This window comes from Micromonospora sp. NBRC 110037, from assembly GCF_001652995.1.
Lineage (GTDB): Bacteria > Actinomycetota > Actinomycetes > Mycobacteriales > Micromonosporaceae > Micromonospora > Micromonospora chalcea.
Genome location: NZ_BBVA01000002.1, coordinates 2,239,845 through 2,265,198, shown reverse-complemented (window position 1 = coordinate 2,265,198; position 25,354 = coordinate 2,239,845). Strand labels below are relative to the sequence as shown.

The 25,354-nt window shown below is 75.0% G+C and carries 7 protein-coding genes; all 7 read right to left on the bottom strand.

What is annotated here, in order from left to right:
• Positions 1-4: 4 nt before the first annotated feature.
• The gene (locus A4R25_RS09220) at positions 5-907 is read right to left on the bottom strand and encodes a GlcNAc-transferase family protein (protein ID WP_064446318.1); all 903 of its coding nucleotides are present in this window, start codon (positions 905-907) and stop codon (positions 5-7) included.
• Positions 904-1,836 (bottom strand): hypothetical protein, encoded by a 933-nt coding sequence (locus A4R25_RS09215; RefSeq protein WP_064446317.1) that lies wholly within the window; start codon positions 1,834-1,836, stop codon positions 904-906. The genes A4R25_RS09220 and A4R25_RS09215 overlap by 4 nt, the downstream gene beginning before the upstream one ends.
• A gap of 122 nt (positions 1,837-1,958) precedes the next feature.
• The gene (locus tag A4R25_RS09210) at positions 1,959-2,882 is read right to left on the bottom strand and encodes a hypothetical protein (protein ID WP_064446535.1); all 924 of its coding nucleotides are present in this window, start codon (positions 2,880-2,882) and stop codon (positions 1,959-1,961) included.
• Positions 2,879-3,373: a type VII secretion system-associated protein gene (locus tag A4R25_RS09205; protein ID WP_064446316.1), complete on the bottom strand. Its 495-nt coding sequence runs from the start codon at positions 3,371-3,373 to the stop codon at positions 2,879-2,881. Before A4R25_RS09205 ends, A4R25_RS09210 begins: the two co-directional genes overlap by 4 nt.
• The gene (locus A4R25_RS09200) at positions 3,370-3,747 is read right to left on the bottom strand and encodes a hypothetical protein (RefSeq protein WP_064446315.1); all 378 of its coding nucleotides are present in this window, start codon (positions 3,745-3,747) and stop codon (positions 3,370-3,372) included. Before A4R25_RS09200 ends, A4R25_RS09205 begins: the two co-directional genes overlap by 4 nt.
• Positions 3,748-3,811: 64 nt before the next feature.
• Entirely contained in the window at positions 3,812-4,135 is a 324-nt protein-coding gene (locus A4R25_RS09195; RefSeq protein ID WP_064446314.1) for a YrhB family protein, read from the bottom strand.
• A 39-nt stretch (positions 4,136-4,174) separates the two neighbouring features.
• Complete coding sequence (locus A4R25_RS31430) at positions 4,175-25,345, bottom strand: DUF6531 domain-containing protein (RefSeq protein WP_197494887.1); 21,171 nt, start codon at positions 25,343-25,345, stop codon at positions 4,175-4,177.
• Between the last annotated feature and the right edge of the window lie 9 nt (positions 25,346-25,354).

The window sequence follows — 25,354 nt, the reverse complement described above, 5'->3', positions numbered from 1 at the left end:
AATGTCAGAAGAGCAGCACGAGTTCCTGGGCCAGCATGTCGGTCCAGGTGCGCCGGGTGAAGTTGCAGCCGGTGTGTTCCACGAACTGCCGCAGCGTGCGTACCGGGCCGATGCCGAGCCGGTCGACCGGCGGCGTGTGCAGCATGTAGAGCACCCGCCGTCGGCTCAGCTCCTCGTAGCGGGCCCAGTCGGACTCGACGTGGTCGCTCCAGTGCCGCGGCTTGTCCTGGCGGATGTAGTAGTGCCACGCCAGCACCTCGGTGGGATGGAACAGGTCGTAGCCCCACGTGTAGGCGCGCAACGCCAGGGTGATCTCCTCACCGTGGAAGTAGATGCCCGGGTCGTACGGCACCTCGACGGCGAACGAGCCGGGCGCGAAGAGGAAACCGGCGGCCAGGAACAGCGCCGGCTTGGGCGGTACGCCGGGCGCCGCACCCTCGATGGGACGCTGACCGAAGACCGGTATGCCGAACGCCGTCCAGTCGGTGACCACGATCTCGGCCGGCACGCCGTCGCCGGTGAACTCCCGCTCGGGCTCGTAACTCGCCGGGTACGCGGTCAGGACCGGCTTCGCCGCGCCGGTCTCCCGCGCCATCCGGATCAGCCGCGTGTCCCAGTCCGGCGCGAACCGGGTGTGGCTGTCGACCTGCAACAGCCAGTCCTCACCGCGGTACCGCTGGAACGTCTGGTCGCGGGCCCAGCAGGCGCCCCGGCTGTCGCGGGCGTCGTACTCCTGGACGTCCACGCCGGGCAGGTCCCGGATGGCGGAGATGTCCTCGTCGCCGAGGTGCTGCCAGCAGACCGCGACGCGGACGTCCTGTGGGCGCGCCGCCTTCGCCAGGCAGTCCAGCACCGTCGGCACCAGTTCCCGGTCCCGGTACGACGCGATCGCCACGAAGATCGTCATGCGTCCGGCGCCGCCGGCACGAGGGCGTACGACTGGAACAGCAGGGCCAGCGCGCGGTGCTCGTCGGCGGGATCGGTGACCGGCAGCAGATCCCCGCGCGAGCGGATGTGGGCCAGCAGGTCCGGTTCCGGCGCCAGCCCGTACGCCTGCAGGTAGTAGGCGACCGACTCGGGCCACAGCCAGCGGCCGTCCGTGCGGTAGGTCATCGGCACGACCCGGCCGCGTTCGGGCCGGACCACGTCCGGTCCCCGCGCGGTGGTGGCCAGCACCGGGGTGCCCGCGTCGAGGTACGCGGCCACCCGGGCCAGTTCCGGGCCCGACAGCCGCTCCCGGTCGGGCGCGAAGCGGGCCCCGTCGTCGTCCACCTCGTCGTGGACCCGGGCGATCCGCAGTGGCTCGGCGTCCCGGTCGGCCCAGAGCAGCGCGCCGGATGCGCGGGCCGCCGCGGCGTACGGCGGAAGCTTGTCACCGGAGCGGTACACCTCGACCAGCGGCGCGGTGAGCCCGGCCCCGGCGAGCGCCCGCATCACGTTCGCCGCCGTCACCGCCTGCGGCCCGTTCGCCTCCAGCACGTACACCGGCGCGGGCGGGATCACCGAGGCCGCCCACTCCGGGGCGATCCGCCACGCGCGCCACAGCGCCACGGCGTCGGGCTGCCGCCGGACCACCGCGACGGCGACCCGGTCGTTGTCGTCCATCAGGCCCTCGCGGCCGGTGAGGTCCGCCAGCGGCGGCACCCGTCCACCGAAGACACGCGGATCGGGTACGGCCGAGGCGAACGTGAACGCCAGGTCGAGGGCCCCGGGCGGCTCGGGCAGGGCCACCGTGCCGGTGTCGGCGAGCCGCAGCCGCGCCTCGGCCAGCATCGCGTCGGGGACCTGCCCGCCGAGGCGCAGCAGCGCGATGTGCAGCTGCTCCTGCTCCGTCATTCCCGGCCTCCTCGCGTCCTCGTCGGCGGCGCTCGGCGCATTCGACCACGCCGGGTGCCGTGGGCGCCGGTCCGGCCGGACGGTCGTGCCCTAAGGACACCCCGACCGAAGCCGTTCGTGCATCAGCGCGGCCAGCCGGCGCGCACCAGAGCGGCGAGCGCCCGGTGCACGGCGACCGCGTCGGCCGGCGGCCCCGGCTCGGCCCGGCGCAGCCGCAGGTGCCGGCGCAGGCCCTCGTCGGCCAGCGCGCCCTCGTCGAGCACCCGGTCGGCCAGGTCGGCCGGCCAGATCCACGCGCCGTCGGTGCGCAGGCGCGCGGTCAGCGCGGGGGCGGACCGCAGGTAGGTGACGAACGGCGCGATCTCGTCGTCGTCCAGTGGGAGCCGCCCGTCTCCGTCGGCCGCCACCCGGACCTCGCCGGGTGGCCGCGGGGCCCAGATCAGCGCCGACCGGGACCGGGCCGCCCACTGGTACGCGGGCAGCGGCAGGCCGGGCCGGTAGACCTCGACCGGCACGGCGTGACCGGCGGCGCCGAGCGCCCGCTGTCCCCGGTCGGCGACGTCGGGCAGCTCGTCGTCGGGCAGTGTCGCCTCGACCAGGTAGACGCGCACGGCGCTCGCCGTGTCGCCCGGCCCGGCGGTGATCCGCCAGCAGCGCCACACCCCGGCGGTGTGCGCCGGGTCCAGCACGTCGAGCAGGGCCCGGTCGAGGTCGTCCACGTTTCCGCCCGCAGTCTCGTCCACGACGAGCGGCGCGGCGGTCGCGTACAGCGGCAGGTCGGCCGGCGGGAACGGGACGAACAGGGTGCGCGGCTCGGTGTCCACGTCCTCGTCGGCCGCCGGGTCCGGCGGCAACGGGGTCTCCGGTGGCAGCAGCGTGGCCAGCGCCGCGATCTCCGCCGCGGACTGCGGGAACGCGCCGAGCAGCCGGGCCGCGCAGGCGCCCCGGTCGCCGTCGGCGAGCAGCGCGCGCAGTGCGACGAGGTCGTCGTCCGGGACGCGGCCCGCGGCGCGCAGCAGGAGCAGGTGCAGCGTCCCGGCGCTCACGGCGCCGCCTCGCACAGGAAGGCGGCGGACAGGCGGGCCGGCGCCGGGCCGCCCGGGTTGACCAGCGCGTCGTACGCGCCGACCGCGGTGGCCAGTTCCGTCAGGTCGAGCAGCCGCCAGCCGGGCGCCGGCACCCGCTCCCGGTGCACCGCGCTCGTGGTGACCACCACGCAGCTCCCGTCCTCGGGATCGGGCACGACGAGTGGCCGCCCGTCGCCGTTCGTCGCCAGGTGGAACGTGGCGTCCCGCAGGACCGTGAGCAGGTCTGCCGGCTCGGCCTCGCCGGCCGCGGTCAGGCGCAGCAGGGCGTCGGCCGGGTCGGTGGGGGAGTCCGGGAAGCGGGGACGGTACTCCGGGTTGCTCCGGAACCGGCCGACCTCGCCGTCCGGGCCGACCGGCCACATCCCGACGACCGCCTCGAACGGCGGCTCGTCGTCCTCGCCGTCGGTCCACTCCGGATCGAGCAGCAGGAGGAACTCGGCGTCGCTCACCCGGCGGCCTCCTCGTCGGCGGGCAGCAGGGCGTGCCAGACGATCGCGGCGGCCAGCCGTACCGGCTCGGGACCGTCCGGGTCGACGAGCAGGTCGATGCCGTCGGGCAGCAGTTCGGCGAGCTCGGCCAGCTCGACCGGGCGCCACAGCGGGGCGAACGTGTCCGCGCGCGTGGCCGCCGAGGTGGCCACCACCACGCAGGGCATGTCGTCGAAGGAGCGCACGACCAGCGGCCGGCCGTCGCCGTTCATCGCGAGGTCGAGCCGGGCGTCGCGCAGCGCCGACCCGATCCGCTCCACCGGTTCGTCGCCGCGCATCATCCGGTGCAGCAGATCGGCCAGCGGTGGTCCGGGCGGGGAAGGCCGGTCCGTCATGGTTCCTCCAGGTGGCGGGCGGTCCGCCGCGACAGTCGTGCCGGTCGCGGCGGACCGTCCGGGCTCAGGCGAACGGGTCCGGCGCGGCCGGAACCGGCACCGGGGGCAGCCCCTCGCGTGCGGCGTACTCGTTGAGCCACCGCTCCAGCGGCGGGCCGGACGGGGCCACCCAGGGCTCGGCGCCGTTCTTCGGCACCACGAGCGGGCCCACCGCGAGCGTGTCCATGATGCTGCCGGTCTCGGTGGCCCGGACCGTGTTGAACGGGTACACCCAGCACCAGGCGTACTCGGCCGGGGCGTCCGGGGCGAGCAGCGTCAGCGGCTGCGCCGGGTTCTCCAGCCGGCGCAGCGCGTCCTGCGCCCGGGTGCGGGCGTCGTCGGCGTCCATCAGGTTGTCCTTGTCTGTCGATGGTGGTCGGGCAGTGGGTCAGCGCCGGGGTACGGGGTCACGCTCCAGCCGCATCTGCGAGTCGTCGTCCCCGGCGGGGACGACCCGGCCTGCCGCGTCGTACGCGAACCGCGTCACCGCCTCGCCGGTGCGCCGCTCCACGACCCGGCCGAGCAGGTCGTACGCGTAGTGCGTGACAGCGCCGGTCGCGTCGGTGCGCTCGACGAGCTGCCCGGCGGCGTCGTAGACGTACCGCTGGGTGCGGCCGTCGAAGTCGGTCTCGGACACCATCCGGCCGTTCGGGTCGTACGTGTACGTCCACGTCGCGCCCGCCGGGTTGGTGACCCGGATCAGCCGCAGCTCGGTGTCGTACGCGTACTCGGTGCGGTTGCCCTCGTCGTCGATCTCGGCCGTGACCAGGTCGAACGCGCCGTACTCGCGGATCGTCCGGCGGCCGGTGGCGTCAACCCACTCGACCAGGTTGCCCTCGCCGTCGTAGCGGAACTCCTCGACCGAGCCGTCCGGGTTCTCCCGCCAGGCCAGGTCGCCCTCCAGCGTCCAGCCGAACTCGGTCAGACCGTTGTCGTCCTCGATGCTGAACAGGCGGCCGAGCGCGTCATAGATGTACTCCGTCTCGCCCTGCCCGGTGCTCACCGAGGTGATCTGCCCGGCCGGGTCGCGCACGACGGCGGTCGGGCCGACGTGCGTGGTCGTGCCCCGGCCGTCGGCGGCCGGCTGCTCGTACCGGACCACCTCGCCTGCGGCGTCCACCTCGGCGACCATCAGGCCGTCCGGGCCGAACTGACGGTTGCGGGTGCTCCCGTCGAAGTCGGTCCAGGACACCGCACGACCGAGGTCGTCGTACGTGGTGGTGGACCGGCTGCCGTCCGGCCGGGTGACCGCGACCAGCCGCCCGAGCGCGTCGTACTCGCTGGAGGTGGTGCGGCCCAGCGGGTCGGTCGTGGACCGCAGGCGGTACGCCTCGTCCCAGACGTTGCGCGTGGTCGCGCCCAGCGCGTCGGTCTCGGCGACCACCTGGAAGCGGTCGTTGAGCTCGTAGACGCGCACCGCGCCGAGCGAGTCGGTCACCACGGTGCGGCCCGGCTGGTAGTCGAACCGGTAGCGCAGGTAGCCGCCCTTGCCGTCGGTGGCGACGCACCGGCCGGCCTCGTCGTAGGTGTACGTGTACCACTCGCCGTTGCGGTCCTCCCAGCGCACGAGCCGCCCGTCGGCGTACGTGAAGCGCTCGGGGTCGCCCGAGGAGTTCGTCACCTCGATCAGGTTCAGGTCACCGTCGTAGCCGAACCGCGACGCCGCCATCAGGTCACCGGCGGCGTTGGGCAGGGAGACCATCGTGATCAGCCCGGCGGACGAGGTGAACGCGATGGTGGCCCCGGTCGACGACAGCAGCTGCGTCGGCGTACCCCGGCGGTCGCGCTGGATCGTCCAGCTGACGCCGCCGTCGGTGACGTCGGTGAGCAGCGACTCGGTGTCCGACGCCGCGGCGAACAGCAGGCTGCGGCCGGACGTCGGATCGGTCAGCAGCCAGCCGCCGCCCACCAGCCGGCGCAGCGGCAGCGTCCGGCCGGTCTCCGGCTGCGCCACCTCGCCCTCGGCGGGCAGCGGGTAGGTGAGCAGCGAGCCGTCGGCGGCCAGGTAGCGGACCTGCTCGCCGTCGACGATGATCCGCTGGTCCAGGGTGGAGGCCCAGGCCCGGCCGAACGACCGGCCCCACCGGTAGTCGGAGCGGTAGGTCCGCTCCAGCGTGAGCCCCGGCAGGACCGCGTCGGTGTGGGTGAGGATCATCCGCCCGGTGGTGACGTCGATCGGGTCACCCACGGTGGGCGTCTGCGCGGTGGTCTTCGCCACCGCCTCGGGCGCCACCCCGGCGAACGTCTCGGTGGTCGGCGAGAAGTCGGCCATGTCGACGTCGGAGTCGGTGTCGCGGACGGACGCCATGTCGACGTCGGAGTCGGTGTCGCGGACGGACGCCATGTCGACGTCGGAGTCGGCGTCGCGGACCGAGGCCATGTCCACGTCCGAGGACGGGGCCGGCTGCGGGTCGCTGGTCCGGATCAGGACGACGGAGCCGTCCGGGCCGATCTGCGGCAGCGTGGCCAGGCCCGGCACCTGCGAGTCCTCGAACGTCACGCGGCCCTGCGAGTCCTTCGACACGTTGACCACGTGGCCGACGGCGCCGGGGCCGTCGGTGCGGAAGCCGACGATGCCGTTGGTGCCGTTCGGCATGGCGCCGAGCGCGTCCATCAGGCCCTGGAGGGTGCCGACCTCCTCGGTGGTGCGGCCCGGGTACTGCTTCTGGATGTCGCTGAGCGCTCTCGGGTGCGTCTGCGGCGGGATCTGGGTGATCAGCCCGGACTGCTTGTAGCTGTCCACGGCCATCGTGAGCGTGACGCAGTCGTTCTGGTTGGCCGCGTCCCGGCCCTGGTGGATCTGCCGCAGGTGCCCCCGGTCCGCGTCGTCGAGCGTCGCCAGGTCGGCGGCGGTGTTCGCGGTGCCGCCGTGCGAGTTGGCCGCCAGGATCCGCAGCGTCGACCCGTTGCTCAGCGGGACGTCGCGGGACAGCGCGTCCCGGAAGGTGTCGAGGATCCGGGACTGCGCCGCCGGGTCACCCTGCGCGGCTGCCAGTTGCTCGGCCAGCGGCGTCGTGGTGTCCGCCGACGGCGTGGCGGAGGCGGCGCCGAGGCTCGCGGGAGCGCTCTGCGGCCCCTGGAAGCCGTACGCCTGGCCACCGCCGCGCCGGTGGCTGCTGCCGCCGGGACGGCTCCGGTCCCGCGGGCTGCGTGACCTGTCGCTGCGGTCGCGGCTGCCGCTGGGCTCGCCGTCGACCGCCAACGTGCGGGCCGCGGTCCGCTGCGGCCGGCGTTCACCGGTGATCAGCTGATCTGGCCGGGGGCGCTCCGACGGCGGTACGTAGTCCTCCTCGCTGGCGTAGCCACGACGGGCGGGGCCGTACCAGTGACCGACGTCCCCCCAGTAGCGCCGTGCGCGCCCGCTCCGGGCCAGTGAGTGGATCTCCTGGAGCGCGTTCGCCGCCTCGTGCCGCTCCTGGCGGTAGCCACGGGCCTGCTCGGCGAACGCGACAACTGTGGCGAACTCCCGCCCGGCGGTGCTCTCGATGGACTCCAGGGCGGTGAAGCCGCGCAGGTAGTTCGCGATCTGGCCGGCGGTACGGCGGCCGCCGTCGGACTCCGCGCCGATCCGGTCGCCGAGGCCGCTCGTCCCGTCCGCATGGTTGTACGGGCGGCTGCCGATCATCGGCTCGTTGAAGTGACCCTCGCGGTTGCTGCGGGGACCGGTACGCGGGCGGTGACCGGTCCGCGCGTACATGTCGGCGCGGATGCTCTCGAAGCTCTGGTGCGCCGTCGAGGACGTGTCGGCCAGCGCCGTCTGCGGGGCGAAACCGACGGTGTCGAACCAGGCCTGGGCCTGCGCGGTGACCTGACCGACCGGTGTGCTCAACGGCGGCGGCGACGGGGTGTCGCGCTCCACGTACACGTGGGTGACGGTGCCGTCCGCGTTGCGCCTGGTCTCCCGCACCCAGACCGGCATGCCGTACAGCGCGCTCGGCGGGGGCGGCGCCGCGGTCGTGGGCAGGCTGCTGGGCGTCTGCGCGGAGGGAACGGCGAGCGCCGGCTCCACCGCGGCCATCGGGTGGGGCGTAGCCGGGGCCGGCGTGCAACTGGTCAGACCCAGCGGGTCGGCCACGGTCAGCGGGTCGGCGACGTACGCCGTCGGGTTCGGGCCGCCGGTCAGACCGAGCGGGTCGGGGCTGACGTACCGGCCGGTCGCCGGGTCGTAGTAGCGGAACCGGTTGTAGTGCAGGCCGGTCTCGGCGTCGGCGTACTGGCCGGGGAAGGCCAGCGGTGTCACGGTGCGGTCCGCGCCGCGTCCCCACAGGTCACCCCGCGACCACCAGCGCAGCCCGCCGCCCGGCTCGACCAGGTGGGTCGGGGTGCCGATGCTGTCGGTGATCACCGCGCGGAGCGTGCCGCCGTCGGTCTGCGCGACCGGCACCGGCGCGTCCGGCCGGTAGTCCCACGTGGTCGTGGTGGTCGCGCCGGTGACGTCGCGGTGCGTCTGCTCCAGCATCAGGTCGCCGGACCAGGCGAAGCACACCTCCTCCAGCACCCGGTCGCCGTCGCCGAGGCGCTGCTTGGCGATGCGCCGGCCGAAGCCGTCGTAGCGGTAGCGCCAGCGGTCGCCGCCGGGGGTGACGGCCAGCACCAGCCGGTCCTCGGCGTCCCACTCGAAGCGCCACGCGCCAGCGGCGTCGACCCGGCCGGTGAGGCGCCCCTTCGCGTCGTAGGAGAACGTCGCGTCGTCGGAGCGCACCAGCATCGTGCCGGTGAACTCCCAGCGTCCGCCACCGGCGCCGACCAGGTTGCCGGCCTCGTCGTAGTCGTACCGCTGCGGGACGTCCCCGTCGACGGCCCGGATGCGGCCGGTGTCGTCGGCGGTGAAGGACTGGTCACCGGCGAGCGAGTCGGCGATCGCGGTGACCCGGTCGGCGGCGTCGTAGCTGTAGCGGCGCTCGGCGGCGTCGGCGATCTGCTGCCCGGTGAGCCGGCCCGCCGCGTCGAAGGTCTGCCGCAGCGCGACCAGGCCGCCGACGGTCCGGCCGATCTCCCGGCCGGCGTCGTCGTGCGTGAAGCCGAGCAGGTGCTCCCCGGCGGTCAGGCGCTCCGGGCGGCCGGCGGCGTCGAACGTCCACCGGCTCGACCGGCCCGACGGCGTGGTGCGCGTCGCGACCGCGCCGGAATCGGTGTACGACGTGTGCACCGTCCGGCCGTTGATCGTCTCGGACAGCACCCGGCCCTCGGCGTCCCGGGTGAACCGCACCTGCGCGTCCGGGCTGAGCACGGCCGCCACGTGGCCGTCGGCGTCGTACTCGACGCGGGTGACGGCGTCACCGACCCGGCGTTCGACGACCCGGCCCAGCGCGTCCCAGCGGTAGTGGGTGACGGTGCCGGCGGCGTCGGTGTGCGCGATCAGCTGTCCCGCGTCGTCGTGCTCGTAGCGCTGGGTACGGCCGTCGAAGTCGGTCTGCCCGCACAGGCGGCCGGCCGCGTCGTACTCGTAGCGCCACGTCCGGCCCGCCGGATTCGTCACCCCGACGAGCCGTAGTTCCGTGTCGTACGTGAACTCGGTGCGGTTCCCCGCCTGATCCACCCGGGCCGTGGGTAGATCGAAGGGGCCGTACTCGAAGCTCACCGCCCTTCCTGAGGCGTCGATGACGTCCACCAGATTCCCTTCACCGTCGTAGAACCACCGTTGCGTGGAGCCGTCCGGGCGGACCCGCCACGCGAGGTCCCCCTCGGCGGTCCAGCCGTACGTCGTGACCGCCCGGTCCGGGGCCCGGGTCGCCCGGACCCGTCCGAGCGCGTCGAACTCGATGCCGCCCGCGGGCGCGGGCCGGGGCGGCGGGACCCGGTGGGTCGAGCCGTCCGGCAGGGTGACCGTGCGCGCGTCGTGGTCGAACCGGGTGACGCGCCCGAGCGGGTCGGTGCGCGACAGCAGCCGGTTCGCCGCGTCCCACTCCTGCCGGGTGGTAGCGCCCAGCGGGTCGACGATCGCGGTGACCTGGCGGCGTTCGTTGATCTCGTACCGGGTCACCTGGCCCAGCGAGTTCGTCACGGACGTGACGCCGTCGTCGTACCGCAGGCGGTAGCGCAGCCAGTCACCGGCGCCGCCGGCCCGCACGCAGCGGCCCGCCTCGTCGTAGTCGTAGCCGAACCACTCGCCGTTGCGGTCCTGCCAGCGCACCAGCCGGCCCGCCTCGTCGTAGCGCAGCCGCGTGGCGTGGCCGGAGGAGTTGCGTACCTCGACCAGGTGCCGCCGGTCGTCGTAGCCGAAGGTGGGCAGGTGGAGCGCCTCGGCGGCGGTGTCGCCGGGTGCCCGTACGTGCGCGCCGACGACCAGGCCGCCGGCCAGGTGCGGCACCACGACCACGCCGGAGGTGCAGGTCAGCAGCTCGGGGGTGCCGTCGGCGGCGCGTTCGACGTGCCAGCCGACGTCGTCGCTGACCACGTCGCTGAGCCACGAGTCACCGTGCCCGGTGGCCGGGGCGAACAGCAGCCACCGGCCCGGCTCGGTGAGCAGCCAGCCGCCGCCGGTCAGCCGGCGCAGCGGCCCGCCCGGGCCCAGGACCGGCCGGGCCTCGTCGCCCTCGGCGGGCAGCCGGTACGTGTGGACGGAGCCGTCGGCGGCCAGGAACCGCGCGTGCGTGGCGTCGGTGACGACGCGCTGGTCCAGGGTGGAGGCCCAGGCCGGGCCGAAGCAGCGGCCCTGGCGGTAGTCGGATCGGTGGGTCCGCTCCAGCGTGAGCCCGGGGAGCCGGGCGTCCACCTCGGTGTAGATCACCCGGCCGGTGGCGACGTCGACCGGGTCGCCGACGAGCGGCGTCTGCGCGGTCGGCGTGGCGACGTCCTCGGCCGGCACGTCCTCCGGCGGGACCGGCTCCGGCGGCCGGGTCACCTCGGCCTCGTGCGCGTGGTGGGCGTCCCACCAGGCGCGCTCGGCGTCCGTCACGGCCCGCTTGGCGGCGGCGACGTCCTCCGGGTCCGCGTCGGCCCGGGACGTCAGGCCGTCCCGGCGGGCCGTCGTCTCGGACAGCGTCTTCGCCGCGTCGGCGACGGCGAGCGCGGACGCGCGCAGCCCCGGGGGGAGGTCCCGGCCGGTGACGGTGCGGGCCGCCTCCTCGTCCAGCCGGACCACGTAGCCGCCCGGCACCCGGACCTCGGCGCCGCCCCGGTGCTTGCCGGCGGCGTCGCGGGAACGCGCCACGAAGCGGAACTCGACGTCGTACTCCACCGCCGCGGTGAGCTTGTCGTCCGGATCGGTGCGCCGGGTCGGCTTGCCGGTCGTGCTGACGGCGACCTTGCCCTCGTCCTTCACCTGGCGGGCCGGGTCGGTGCGGTAGAGCTGCTGCTCGACGAGGGTCGCGGCGTTCACCGCGTTGAAGGCGTCCCGCTCGCCGACCTTGCTCGCGCCGCCCGGATGACCGACGCCGCCGACGACCAGCGGCCCGGCCGTCCTCAGCGCGAACGAATGAGCGCTGGTCTGCTCGTACTCGGTGTCGGCGCTGCGCTTCGCCGAGCCGCCGATCTTCACTGTGGCGTCCGCGCGCAGCAGCTTCGGGCGGGCCACCAGGCGGGCGTCGAGGAACAGGTCGCGGCCCAGCCGGGCCGGCATCGGCAGCGGGAACGCGCCGGCCAGCATGGCCGGCAGCGCCTTCATCCGGGTGACGGTCAGGGCGTCGCGCAGCGCTGCGGTGACGTCGCGGCCGGGTTCGACGCCCGAGGCGACGAGCGCCTGCCGGGCCGCCTCGTGCAGGTCGGGCAGGCGGACCAGGACGTCCTCGACGGCGAAGCGGCCCGGCTCGGGCAGCGGATCGAAGCCGGTGGCGGCGCGCCACACCTGCCGCCCCGCATCGGTGGTCTGCCCGGCGGGTACCGCCGTGACCGGCTCGGAGACGGCCTGCGACCGGCCCGGCGTGGCCGAGTACGTGGTGACGTCGCGGACGGCCCGGATCGACACGCCGTCCTCGGGCAGCCCCTTGCCGGTGACGGTCATGGTCAGCCGGACCGCCCCGCGGAACGTCGGCACCGGCCCGGAGACGGTGAGCGTCTGTTCGTACGTGCGGCCGGCGCGTTCGGTCGCCTTGGTGGCCCGGTTGTCGAGGGCGGCGGTGCCGGTGAGACCGGCGGCGACGGTGCCGGAGGCCGGGCCGTGCCCGGTGGTCCGGGTGGCGTCGTCCTCGACCCGTTCGGCCTCGGTGCCCTGCGCCCGGGCGGTCAGCGTCACCTGCGCCGCCGTCCGGGAGGTGGTGCGGGTGTGCGCCTCGCCGACGACCGAGCGGTCGGTGACCGACAGCTCGTCGACCACCTCGATGCCGGTGAAGCTCGGCTCGCCCATCGGCTCGGCGGTGAGCGTGACGTGGTAGGTGGAGCCCCGGAAGCGCCGCTCCACCCGGATCGGCTCGCTCCGGCCGCCGTTGAGCGCGTCCGCCAGGTGCAGGTGGGCGGCGCCGAGGAAACCGGAGCTGCCGAGCCCGCGTACCGGGTCGAACGGGCTGCGGTCCTGGGTGGACGGCAGGATCGCCTGGGCGAGTTCCTCGCCGGCCGCCCGGGCCAGGGCCCGCCGCAGGTGCGGGATGCGGTCGGTGAGGTCGACGTGGGTGGTGGCGCCGCCGATGCCGAACGAGCGTTGCGGTCCCGGCCGGAACGCGGGTTGTTCCGTGTCGTCCGGGGTGCCGGGGTCGGCCGCGGCCTCGTCCTGCCGCTGCTGTTCCTGCCGGACGAGCTCGCGTTCGCGCCGCTGGTGCTCGGCCTGTACGGCCCGCTGGCGCTCCTGCGCCTGAAGCAGCGCCTGCGTGGCCTCGTCGTGCGTCGCGGTCAGCTCGGCGAGCTCGCGCCGGTGCCGCTCCTGCAGCGCGGCGAAGGACTGGTCGACGAGCCGCCGCTCCGCCTCGCCGACCTCGCGGCGCCGGCGTACCCGGTCGACGTAGTCGGAGGCGTCGCGGCGTTCGGTGTGCTGCCGCCGCAGCAGCTTCCCGCGCTCGGTGGCCTGTGCCCGCGCCATCCGGGCGCGCTGCTCGCGCTGGTCGGCGCGGACCGTCTCGGCGTTCTCGGCGTGCCGCAGTTGCAGCCGCACGTCGGCGCTCCGGTGCCGGCGGACCCGGTCGCGGTCCTGGAGCCGCTTCAGCTCCGCCGGCGTCATCCGCATGACGACAGCGCCCGGCAGTGTGAGCCGCCGGCCGGCGCGGCGGGCCGGGGAGGCGGGCCAGAGGCCCAGCGGAAGCAGGTTGATGTCGTGCCGCGCCTCGGCGACCACCTCCGCCTCCACGTCGACCCGCACCAGCAGTTCGCGTTCGGGCCGGCCGCCGACGCGCAGCTTCGAGATCCCCGAGACGCTGCGCTCGCTGATCCGGCCCCAGGCGCGCCGCCACGGCGTGACGGACAGGACGACGGCGCCCGCCGGCCGGCCGGTGCTGCCGCCGTGCTCGGCGGCCGGGCCGCTCACCGTGGCGACGCCGGTCGCGGAGAGGCTCAGCTCGACCGAGCGTCCGTGCGTGGTCTTGCGCGCGGTGCCGCTGGCGAAGGTCCGCTTGATCCGGGCGAACTCGTCCGCGTCGTCGAGCACCACCGGGTTCGTCGGTCGCAGCCGTACCCGCACGTCGGCGCGGGCGTCCGCGGCCCGGCGGCCGTGCCACAGGTTGCTCAGCGCCAGCGGTCGGCTGAACAGCTCGGCGTCACCGGTGAGACGCTCCGGCGACAGCTCGTCCGCGACGACTGTGGAGATCCGGCCGTCCTCGGCGGTGTAGATGTCGTCGCCGCTGGCCTCGTGCAGCGTGTCGACCACGGCTTCTTGCAGCCGGCCGGCGCCGACGAAGGACTCCACCCGGCGTCCGTCGAGGTCGTGCGGTCCGCCGGTCATCCGGCTCAGCGGCGGCGGGTACGCGATGGTCTGCTCGTCCCGGACGGCGGGGCCGGGCTCGGGAGCGGGGCGCTGCCGGGAGACCCGCGTTTCGGGAACGAGCATGCGCACGTCGAGGCGGTGGGTGCGGGGGCGCTGCTCGGACGTCGCGACGACGGTGGGCACGTCCCGGCCGTACGCCCCGACGGACAGCTGCCGGCCCGCCTGGTTGACCCGCACGCTGGACCGGGTCGTGACGGTGAGGTCGAGGGTGGCGGCGAACTGGCGCAGCCGTACCCCGGCGGGCTTGCCCTTGTCGTCGAGCGCCGGTCCGTGGCTGCTCTCGGCGGCCTGCCGGCCGGTGATCGCGCTCTCGTCGGCGGCGCTCCAGGTGACGGCGGCGCGGGGGCCGCCGATCATCGCCGAGGCGGCCTGGCCGAGCGGGCCGAGGATGCGCGGCTCCAGGCTGATCTCGGCCGACGTGCTGCGGTCGCGCCCGCCGGTCACAGTGGACCGGGCGTCCTGTTTGGCGTCGGCGCCGACCTTGTCGTGGTCGAGCAGGTCGCCGTCGGACACGTCGCCGAGGGTGCCCCGGATGGTCACCACAGTGACGTGGTCGTGGAACGTGCCGGTGCGGATCAGCGGGATCTTCAGCCCGGGGCCGACGATCCGGTCCGCCAGGTGGCGCAGCTGGTCGGGGGAGAGCTGGGTACGCAGGTCCGCGTCGCGGCTCAGCGCCGCCTGCAGTTGCGGGGTCAGCCCGTCGGCGAGCCGCGGGTCGTCGAAGTGCCGCAGCATCTCGTCCCGGGTGGCCAGGCGGAACCGGTCGTGACCGGGCACCGACCGCACCGCTTCGGCGACCATCTCGTAGAGCCCCTGGTCGCCGAACCGGGTCAGGTACGCGCCGCCGAACGACTCGCCCCGCTCGATGCGGGCCGGCGCGAAGTGGGTCCGGGCGGCGCCGCGCCGTCCGTGCCATTCCCGGCCGCCCGGGTCGAGCGCGGTGCCCGGCAGCCGGTCGCGGGTGGTCCACTGGAGCGCCTCGACGGAGCCGGCCAGCATCCGCGGCGGACGGCCCAGGACGCGCACCTGGACGCCGTACTCGACGCGGTACCGCACGGCGGGAGCGGTGCCCGTCACGGTCTGCTTTGCGCCGGTCCGCTCGGTGATCGTCCGGCTGACGCCGGACTCCCGGCTGCCGCCGACCCGGGGCGCGACGACCAGGCTGAGCGGCCCTGCGTCCACACCGGGACCGGCGGTGCCCCAGACACCCCACAGCCGCTTGGCGGTGGCGCCGCCGGTGCTCTCGGCGGCGAGCGCGGACGTGTCGACGTGCGTGATCCCGTCGACGCTCTCCACCTGCTCGACGCGGCGGGCGACCAGGCGCACCTCGACCTGCTGGCTGCGGCCCGGGAAGAAGCGCCGCCAGCCGGTGCGCGCGCCGCGCGGCAGCGAACCGGACCGGACCCAGCCGTCGTGCCGGTTCGCCGGGTCGGTGACGACCGTCGTCGGCAGCTTGCCGGCGAACGCCGCGTCGCTGAGCAGCTTCTGCACGGCCGGACGGCCGGGCGCGCCGATGCGGACCAGGTCGCCCATGCCGTCCTCGGCGAGGATCGCCTCGACCTGCTCGAAGAACGTGGCGCCCGGATCGGCCGGGCGGCTGCGTACGCTCTCCACCGCGAACCGGGCCGGGACCGGTCCGTCGAGCGCCGGGCCCGCGGCCGACGGCGCGGTCGCGCCGACCGGACGCAACCCGGTCGGTACGGCGAGAGCGACGGTGCCGGCGGCCTGGACCGGTCCGGTGTCGGGGCGGCCGGGCCGGACGAGCCGGGCGACGAAGCGGATCGGCACTGTCACTTCGGCCAGGTCGCTGACCTTGACCGTGGTGGTGGACGTGTAGGTGCTCTTGTGGGCGGTGGAGTGTTCGGTGGTGGGCGCCGTCGGCACCGAGCCGCCCGCGCCGACGATCACGCCCGGCAGCGCGGTGACAGTCGCCTTCGGCTCGACGTGCCGGTCCCGGGTGTGCCGCAGCGTGTGGGTGAGGTTCTCCCGGGTCTTCGTGGTGACCTTGCGCGGGTCGTCGTGCACCCGGTCGACCGTCAGCCGGTCCCAGTCGAGGACGGCGGTCACCACCAGTTCGGCGGGGCGGCCGCCGACCGTGACCGGGTAGGGGCGGCCCGCGCCGAGGAACTGGTCGATGTCGTCGCGGCTGTCGGCCTCCACCGCGGCGACGACGTCGGCCGGCAGGCGGGGGTCGAGGGTCCGCAGCGCCGCGCCGAGCGTCGCGTCCCGGGTGGCCCGTAGCTGCTCGGCGAGGCCGAGGGTGCGGCTGTCCCGCAGGTAGGTGGGCAGGCGCCGGCGTACCGCCTCGGGTGACGGCAGCGCCGTCTCGCCCTCGGTGGTCAGCGCCGTGCCGATCTGTTCCGGGCCGGCTTCGGCCGGGGTCGCCTCGCCCGTCGTGGCCGCGTCGGTGCCGGCCTCCGGCGCAGAGAACGGCGCCAGCCCCGCCGGTGCGGTCTCCACCAGCAGGTCGGCCGGTGGCTCCAGGTCGGAGTCGGCGTCCTCCTGCGGCGTCGTCGCGTCCGGCGTGCCGGCCGGCGCGGGCGACGGGGTCCGGGGCGGCACGCCGAGCCGCTCGGCCAGGTCGTAGACGTCGTTGAGTCGCTCCTCCGACCCGGTCAGCGAGTCGTGGGCGTCGTCCATGTGCGACAGCGCGGCCGTGTGCGCGCCGTACGCCCCGGGCGCCCGGGACGCCACGTCGGCGACCAGGCGCTCGGCCTGGGCGGCGGCGTCGCGCCGGTCCCGGACCGCGGTGGGCAGGTCACCGAGCGGGGCTAGCTCGGCGGTGATCCGGTCGAGGTCGGCGCGTCGCCGCGCGGTCGCGTTGACCGCCGGGTACGCCCGCAGCAGCGCGTCCGCGAGCGCCAGGTCCCGTCGTGGGCCGGGCGGGAGGCCGAGCGCCGCGGTGGCGTCGGCGGCCGCCCGGGCGGCGTGATCCGCCCAGTGCCGGGCCTCCGCCCGCAGGGCGGCGAGCCGGTCGTGCCGCTCCCGCAGGAACCGCAGGTCCGCGTCGGCGCGCGCCGCCGTCGACTCGGCCCACGCGGCGTCGTCGCGCAGGTCGCGTACGGTCGCCACCTCGGCGGCCGAGGCGGCGAGCGAGGCGCGTACCCCGGCGTCCCGGTCGCGGATGTGCTCCTCGGTCCGGCCGGCGATCTCGCGCAGCCGCCGCGCGTCGGCCGTGTCCCCGGCCCGGGCCGCCGCGTCGACGCCGGCCCGCGCCAGCTTCGGTGCCTCGTCGGCGCGCTGGTCGAGCTGGAGCTGGCTCTCCGACAGGTCGGCCACCCGGTTCGCCGCGTCGTGGTGCAGCCCGGCGGCGCGCCGGTGCGTGGCGTCGGCCCGGCCGGCGTCGTCGAGGGCCGGAGCGAGCGCGTCGAGCGCCGGCCGGGTCCGGGTCTCGACCTCGGTGGCGTCGGACCGCGCCCAGGCGGAGAGCTGCGCGACGGACCGAGCCGTCCGGTCGGGGTCGACCTGACCGACCGGGGTGTACGCGTCGAGCACGTGCGACAACTCGGTGACGGTGAGCCGGGCGGGGGCGGTGGGTGACGCCTCGAACTCGACGAACCGGGTGTCACCGGTCGGCGGGGTGAGCGCTTCGCCGTCCGGGCCGCGACTGTCGCTGCCGGTGACGATCGCGTGTCCGGTCGACCCGGCCCACACCACGCCGCCAGGCGCGATGATCCTGGTGCCGGGCAGTTCGCGGGCGAGCTGCGCGGCGAAGCCGTCCCGGCGGTCGGTGCCGCTGTCGCAGACGATCAGGACGATCGGGCGTCCCTGCCAGCGGTCGTGGTCCTCGCGGATGCGCGCGGCGAGCTGCGCCGGGGTGATCCGGGCGTCGCCGACCCGGATCGCGTCCGTCTCGCCGTGTCCGAACACGTGGTAGCGGTCGGGCCGGTCCGGGAAGTCCCGGGCGGTGGACCTGGTGGCGCGGTCGTCGGGCGCGGCGAACACCAGGCCGGAGTCGACGGCGCCGCCGGTCGTGGCGCTCGTGGTCGTGGTCGTGGTCGTTGTCGTGGTGGCGGTCGGCGCGAACGTGGCGAGGCCGTCGTCGCCGAACATCCCGAAGTCGCCGGACTCGCTGTCGCTGTCGTCGCCGGTGTCAGCCGCCGGGGGCGGCGGGGGCACGTACGGCGCGTAGGTGACCCCGCCCCACGCGTCGATCGTGCGGACCAGCGCCAGCCGGCCCTGCGGCTTGGCGCCGCGCACCTGATACTCCCGGACCGGGCCGCCCGCCCCGTCGTGCACGGTGAGGTGCACCCGGCTGCCCCGGGCGGCGGCGAACTCGACCACGTCGTGCGCGTTGCCGATCCGCTGCCGTTCGGCGTCGTCGATCGGGGCGCCGCGGCGCTGCGTGCCGGGGTCTGGTGCGAGGGCCGCCCGTACGAAGTGCCCGTTGTCGTACGGGCGCTGCTGCCGCATCGCGGCGGCGTCGTCCAGCACGATCGTGTCCCGGCCCGCCCGCAGGGTGTCGATCCGCAGGGTGTCCGCGTCGGCGCCCGGCAGCCCGGCGGCGATCGCGTCGTAGAGGGAGCCCGGCTGCCGGCTGAGCCCACCACGATCGGCGATGGCGGTGGCGGCGGCGAACTCCTGCTGGATGGTCCCGGAGTCGTTGGACGTGGCGACCAGGTGCGCGGCGACGAGGCGCTGGCTGGTCGGCAGGCCCACGGTCCGGGCCGGCTTCGACGGGTCCAGGTCGGGGTCGACGGTGAACTCGCCGCTCGGCTCCGGCGCGGGACCGGACCCGGGCGGCGGCAGCGAGACGGTGGTGACGAGCCGGTTGTGCGGCTGCGCGCCGAGCTGCTGGAGCTGCTCCGGCGTCAGCGACTCCTGCCACGTGCGCGGCGGCTCGCCCGGGGCACGCGCCACCCCGGCACGGCGGGGCGTCACGTCGGTGGGGGCGGCGAACGGCTTGCCGGCGGCTCTGTCGGGCTTGCGCAGCTCGGCCCGGTACTCCTTGAAGCCGGTGCCCTCGGTGTAGAACAGCTGCCGGTTGGCGTTCGTGGGCACGGCGTGCGACTGGGGCAGGAAGTTGCCGGCGGCGAAGTCGGCCGCCAGCCGGGACAGGTCGGTGGGCGTGGCGGCGCCCACGAAGTCCGTCATGAACCCCAGGTCGCGGTCGGGGTGCCTGTTGTTCTGCGACTCGACCTGGACATCAGTGGTGAGGACGTCCGGGGGCAGGCCGGCCGGCGTCGCCGCGCCGTGGGCGACGGCCAGCTCGTCGCCGTACGCCTGGTGCAGGCTCTCGGCCAGCAGGAGGAACTCGGCGCCCGCGTCACCGAACCGGACCTCGGGCCGGCCGAGGACGAGCAGGCCGTCGACGAAGAGGTTCGGCTCCGGCGAGTACGGGAGCATGGGGTGGACGGTGGCCTGCCGGTCCCGGGAGCGCATGTCCTCGTCCACGGCCGTGGCGAAGTCCCGGACGAACTTCTCCTGCCCGGCCTCGGTGGCGAGCTTGCCGAGCCCGCCGTGGACGGCGGCCAGCTTCTGTCGCTCGATCCCGAGTTCCTTGCGCGCCTCCCGGTCGTCGCGCGTGGCGAGTTCGGCGATCCTCGCCTCGTGGTCGCGGGCGCGTCGTTCCAGCCGTTCCCGGGTCCGCCGGACCAGATCCGCGGCGTCGCCGACCCGGTAACCGCCGGAGATCATCAAGGGCCGGGCCGGGGAGTCCGCCTGCTGCCCGGTCGCTTCCGGGTCGAACCGGGTCGCCCGGTCGACGCGGTCGAAGACGTGGGTGCCGTCGGCGACCGTCCGGGCGCCCCGGTCGAAGTCCTGGATCGAGACGTACGGGTAGCGGCGGTCCGCGCCGTCCGGGCCGCCCTGCGCGAGGCCCTGGATCGCGGCCACCGTGTCGGGATCGCGCAGCACCTGGTTGCGGGTGCGGCCGTACGGGAACTTGTCGTTCTTCGTGCCGACCGCGTAGCCGTTCACCGCCACCGGCACGTCGAGGCTCTCGGCGAGCCGGGCGGCCCGGGCGACAGCGTCCCGGAACGCCAGGTCCGGCACCTCGGCGGTGGTGTTGACGCCGAAGACGAACGCGACCCGGGTGCCCGGGGCGAGGCCCTCGGTGACGGCACGCACCACCTCGGGGATCTGGTCGACGTCGGCGGCCGGGAGCATCGAGTTGACGACGAACCCGATCGGCGTCGCCTCGGTCTTGAGGTCGATCGTCGCCTGCCGGTAGTTGCCCGGGTCGACGTCGCGGGTGTGCCCGGTCAGCTCGTCGAACCGCGCGTTGCGGCCGCCGGGCACCCGTACCGGCTCGAACCGGGCCGGCCGCGTCCGTGGCGGCAGCGCGCCGCGATCGGGCGAGAGCACGTCGTGCCGCAGGCCGGCGATCCGCTCGACGCCGCGGGCCAGCAGCCGCGGCTCGTTGCCGGGCTGCGGCGTGGTGGTCGCCATCAGCGAGTTGTCGTCGCGGACCAACGCGCGCTCCAGGGCCCTGCCCGGTATCGCGTACTCGTCGCGCAGGCCCAGGAAGTGCCCGATCTCGTGCGCCAGGTCCAGGTCGGACGAATGCGTCGACCAGGTGGTCTGCGTGGTCGGCGACGGAGTGCCGTGCAGCGCGACGACGGCGTGCGCCTCGCCGGGCCGGGTCACGAACTCCACGGTGACGTTCAGCTGGTCGCGGTCACCGATGCGGAAGCCCTGGTTGTAGATCCGGTCGACCGCCTCGGTCACCCGGGTCTCGACCTCGTCCCGGGCGGCGGCGGCCGTGGCGTCGCGCGCGTCCAGGAAGACCTTGACCGTGAAGTCCTGCACGTTCCGGTCGCCGAGGTCGAGCACCCGGTGGTCGTACGCGATGCGGTTGTCGACCGCTTCGAGGCGCAGGCGGGGGCGGCCGGCCGCCGGAAGGGGCAGACCGGCCCGCTCGTAGGAGCGCGCGACCACGTCCGGAACCCGGGTGTCCGGACTCGGGTCGCGGACGATCACGTCGTACGCGCTGGTGTTCGCGATCCGGCGCGGCGCGGTGTCGCGCTGCTCGTGGCGCGCCCGGGCGATCTCGTCGCGGGTCTTGGGTACGTCGAGCCGGGCCGGCGGGGTCCCGGCCGTGCGGGCGGTGGTGTCCACCGGGGGCGCGCCCGGCGCGGCCTCACGCGAGCGGGCCTCCGGGTCCAACTTCAGGCCGGTGACCGTGGCGAGGGCCTGGTCGACCTGGTCGGAGCCGGTCTGGCCGAGGGCCTGCTGCCACCCGTCGAAGTACGTGCGGACGCTGCCGTCGTCGTCCTGGACGAAGTCCCGCAGGGTGGCGGGATCGCCGCCGTGCCGCAGGTACTCCGACGCCGCCAATAGCCGGTCGCGGCCTTCGCCGGAGTCGGTCCGGACCGACGCGGGCCCGTGCTCCCACGGCCGGGTGTCACCCGCGGACGCGGTCACCGAGAGCGTGGGCTTGCCCGCCGCGAGGGACTCCTGCCAGGTGTTGGCGCCCTCGGTGACGACGAGCGTGGCGCGGTCGCGGAGCCCGGCCATCTGCTCCGGCGAGACGCGGGGCAGCGCCGCGACGTGGACGTCGGGGTTGCCTGTCGTGAAGCTCCGGTCGGCGTCGCCGACCACCAGGACGACAGTCGGCCGGCCGGGCCGGGCGGCGACGGCGAGCCGGCCGACCACGTCCCTGTGCTCAGGAGTGGCCTCGGTCATGCCGTAGTAGACGAGCACCACGTCGGTGCCCGGGTCGTCGACCAGGTTCGCGAGAGCGTCGGCCCCGGGAACGCCGGTGGCCCTGACGACCTCGGCGGCGGCCGGCGGCGGGGTGGCCGGTGGCCGGCCACGGTAGGTCGGCACACCGGTCAGGATCTCGTCCAGATTCTTGACCGTCCCGTCCGCGCTGCGGAACTGACGGGGGAACTTGTCCCACAGGAACGGCTGGAGCGTGAGCACGTCGTGCTTGCCGTTGTGGGCGGTGCGCAGCCCACGCTCCCAGTTCTCCTGGAACCACTCCTCCTTCTTCTCCCCGCTTACCTCCGAGCCGTCGTTGTTCTTCGCGTCGACGGCCGGCAGAACGATCAGGACGGCGCCCGGAGGTAGCGTTTCGGCGCGGACCAGGTCGAGGCGCAGGCCCTGGCCGACTTCCTGAGCGGTTGTCTCCGCCTCTTTCCGGAACGACGGCTGCAGCTCCCGTCGCCAGTCGGGCAGATCGCTGCCGCCGGCGCCGGGCCACTGCCTCTCCTTCCAGTCCCGCTCCTTGCGTAGGTCGTCGGCGGGCGTCTGTATCCGCCCCTCGCCCGGGTCGACGGGCTTCTGCTGCGGACGCATGACGACGTTCATCCCGCCCCGGCGACCGGTCCACTCGCGGTGGAACAGGTCGTACGAGCCCACCGGGCTGTCGAAGTCGGCCTGCCGGCCGAGCTGCCCGGCGTAGTACGGCGTCTTGTTGCTGGGGTAGGTCAGCACCACAGTGCCCTGGTAGCCGGTCGCGGCCAGCCCGTCGAGCATGGCGACCGTCGCCGCCTGGTGGCCCAGGCCCGGGGAGCCCTGGTCGAGGACGTGCACCATCTGGTACTTGTCGGTGAGCGCTCGCCCGACCGCCGTCGGCACGGGCTGCTGCCGGGGTGGCAGTGTGGCAGCGGAGAGGTCCGCCCGCTGTGGGGCGGTGTTCCGGGTCGGCGCTCCGGCCGGCCGCGGCGGGCGGCCGGGCGCGGCCGGTGGTGGCGGAGGGCCGGGCACCCCGGGGGGAGGCGGCGGCACCGGGGCGATGGGTGGCGGTGGTGGCGGGGGCACCGGGGCGACCGGCGGTGGCGGCGGCGGCGGTGGGGGAACCGGAGCGGCCTGCGGTTCTGACGGTGTCGGGGCCGGCGCACGCGACGGGACCTGCGGATTCGGGTACGGGTCCGGCGCCTGCTCGCGCGTCGCCGATGGGATCGGCAGTTCGCGTACCGGTCCCGCGGTCAGCGCGGCGTCGTGGATCGTCGCCAGATCCTCGGCGGTGAGGTAGTCGACCGGCCCGGTCGAGGTCGCGGCCTGCTCCGACGACGTCGGCAGGACGTCGACCTCGAGACCCATCACACCCGAACGGTCCACTGTGGTGAGCAGGTGTTCGTCGGCCTGGTGACCCTCCTTGGCGCCGAGGTAGTGCATCACCTCGTGCACCATCACGCTCAGGCGGTCGCCGGTGTTCCACAGATGCTGGTCGGAGCGGACGCCGGTCTCGGAGGTCACCTCGACCGGCGGGTTGCGGCGCGGATCGGCCTGCCAGTCGCGGGTCATGCCGTCGCGCCACGGCGGCGTGTCGACGATCAGGTCGATGTGCAGCAGCCGCCCGTCGGGCAGCGTGTACCTGTCGTTGACCATCTCGTCGACGGTGCGCTGCACGGCGTCGGCGAAGTCCCGCAGCTCCTGCGGGGACATCCGGTCGTTCTTCGAGACCAGATCCAGGTGTACGTCGAACGACCGGTAGTCGCGTCCGTCGGCGGTGAACTCCCGCGTGGTGAAGTCGATTGTGGTGATCTCGCCGCGCAGCAGGTGCGTGCCGGGGACGACGGTGTCCTTCCACGGGACGTACCGCTCGGTGCGCAGCCGTTGCGGCTCCGCGTTCGCCTTCGCCCGCTGGAACTGCGGGCTCGGCGTGGCCCGGCCGGGCGTTCCGGTAGCCGGGGTGACGGGTTGAGTCGTTCCCGGGTCGCCGGTCCGGGCCGGGCCGGGGTGGGAACCTGCCTGCGCGAGGTCGTCCCGGCCGCCGGTGTGGTCCGCGCCCACCGGGGCGTGGGCGGTCGTCGCACCCTCCACGGTGACGGCTGGACCGTCGGTGGTGACCACCGGCCCGGTCGGTGTGGACGCCGCAGTCGCGGGTGCCGGGGTGGCCGGCGCGTCGATGCCCCCTGCGGGACCGGTCGCCGGTGGCACGCCGACCGCAGCGACCTCGACCGAGACGCCGCCCGCCTGCTCCCGTACCGGTGGCAGCACAGGCGCGGCACCGGTGCTGTCGGTCCGCCCCGCCGCGGGCGTGGCCGCCGACGGCGGGTTCGGCGAGGACGTAGGGGTGGCGGGTGCGGGCGGGGCGGCCGACGGCGTGGCCGGGGAGGACGTAGCGGGGGACGGCGCGGTCGTGGACGGCGTCGGTCCGGCCGGGGCTCCCGGTGGGGAGCCGGAGGTGGCGGGCGGCTGCGTCGCCGACGTCGACGGCGTGGTGGTGTCGAACCCGGGCAGCCCACCACCCGACGTCGAGACGTCCGGTCCGGCCAGGGTGCCGTCGCGCGTCGTCGCGGCGTCGGTGACCACCGTCGCGGGGGCGGCCGAGGGCGCGCCGGTGGCGGTCGACGGGCTTGCGGTCGCAGTACCCGTCGAGTCGCCGCGCGCGGACCTGTCCCCGGTGGAGACCGGGGCCTCCGTCCCGCCGGCCGTGTTGCCGGTCCCGGCGGGGTTGCCGGCGCCCTGGCTGCCGGTGCCGTCGCGACCCGCGCCCTGACCACTCGCGACCGGGCCGTCGGCGCCGCTCTGCCCACCGGCCGTCGCGCTTCCAGCGCCGGTCTGCCCACCGGGGGCCGAACCCCCACCCACCTGGACGCCCGGGCTTCCCGCGCCCTGCTGACCCGGCCCCTGACTACCTGGACCCTGACCGGCGCCGCCCTGACTCCCGGCGCCTTGACCTCCGGAGCCCTGACCCCCGGAGCCCTGGATGCCGCCGACCGAACGGCCCGGACCGGAGTCGCCGGCGGCGCCACCGGCGGCGCCGGAGCCGTCGGCGGGCAGCCCACCGACGCCCTGGTTCCCGGCGCCGCCGTGACCTGCGCCCGTCCCGGTGGGGGAGCCGACGGGCGGGGGAACGAGCGGTCCGTCCACGCTCGTCGGCGGCGGCGTGGACGGCGTGGTGGTGAGGCTGTTCGTCTCGATCTTCGGTGGCGCCTTGGCGCCCGCGCCGGGGCCGTAGCTGTTGCCGACCACTGTGGCGTAGTGGTGCGCCATCCCGCCGATCAGCGAGGAGGACATGGTGGCCCACGGGTTGAATCCACCGCCGCCGACCATCATGGTGAACATGCCCTCGAACAGCGTCTCGGCGAGCGCCGACAACCCTTCCCGGGACAGGATGCTGTCGTTGATCTTCGGGAAGAACTTGCCGCCGATCATCTGTACGCCGCTGACGCCCGCGCCGATGAAGGCACCACCGGCGAACGAGATCGCCAGGTCCTTGTAGTCGAGGGACTTGCGGTTTCCCTCGATGATCTGGGTCACCTGGGCGGCGGCGCTCTGCCAGAGTTCCTCCAGGCCCTCCTGGAACGCCTCCCAGGCCAGCCGCATCAGCATGTGCCGCAGGCGCTGCCGGAACAGGTCGATCAGAGCCTTGACGATCTCCTGACCGATCTTGATCAGGGCGGGAACCGCCGCCGCGCCGAAGCCGGAGGCCAGCGCGATGGCGATCTCGACGACCTGGGTGAAGGCCGCGATGACGATGTTGTACTGGGTGTTCTCCGAGTCCAGCGCGAAGTTGTACGCCGATCCGCCCAGCGCCAGCGCGATGTTGCCGCCGGCCGGCACGTTCTTGGTGATGCCCACCTGGTACTGCTGGAACGCGTCCATCGCCGGGCCGGACAGGCTGCCGGCCAGCCCGTAGCCGAGGTTGGCGGTGGCGCCCATCCCGTTGAGGATGGTGCTGCTGAGCGCGTACAACTCGTCGCCCATTGCGCGAAGGGCGGTGGGGTCGGCCTTCGGGTACTCCTCACCGACGGCGACGAGGATCAGGTCGTACGCCCACTGCCACTGCGGGTCGTTGGGGATGTGGAAGTCGGGCATGTGCTACCG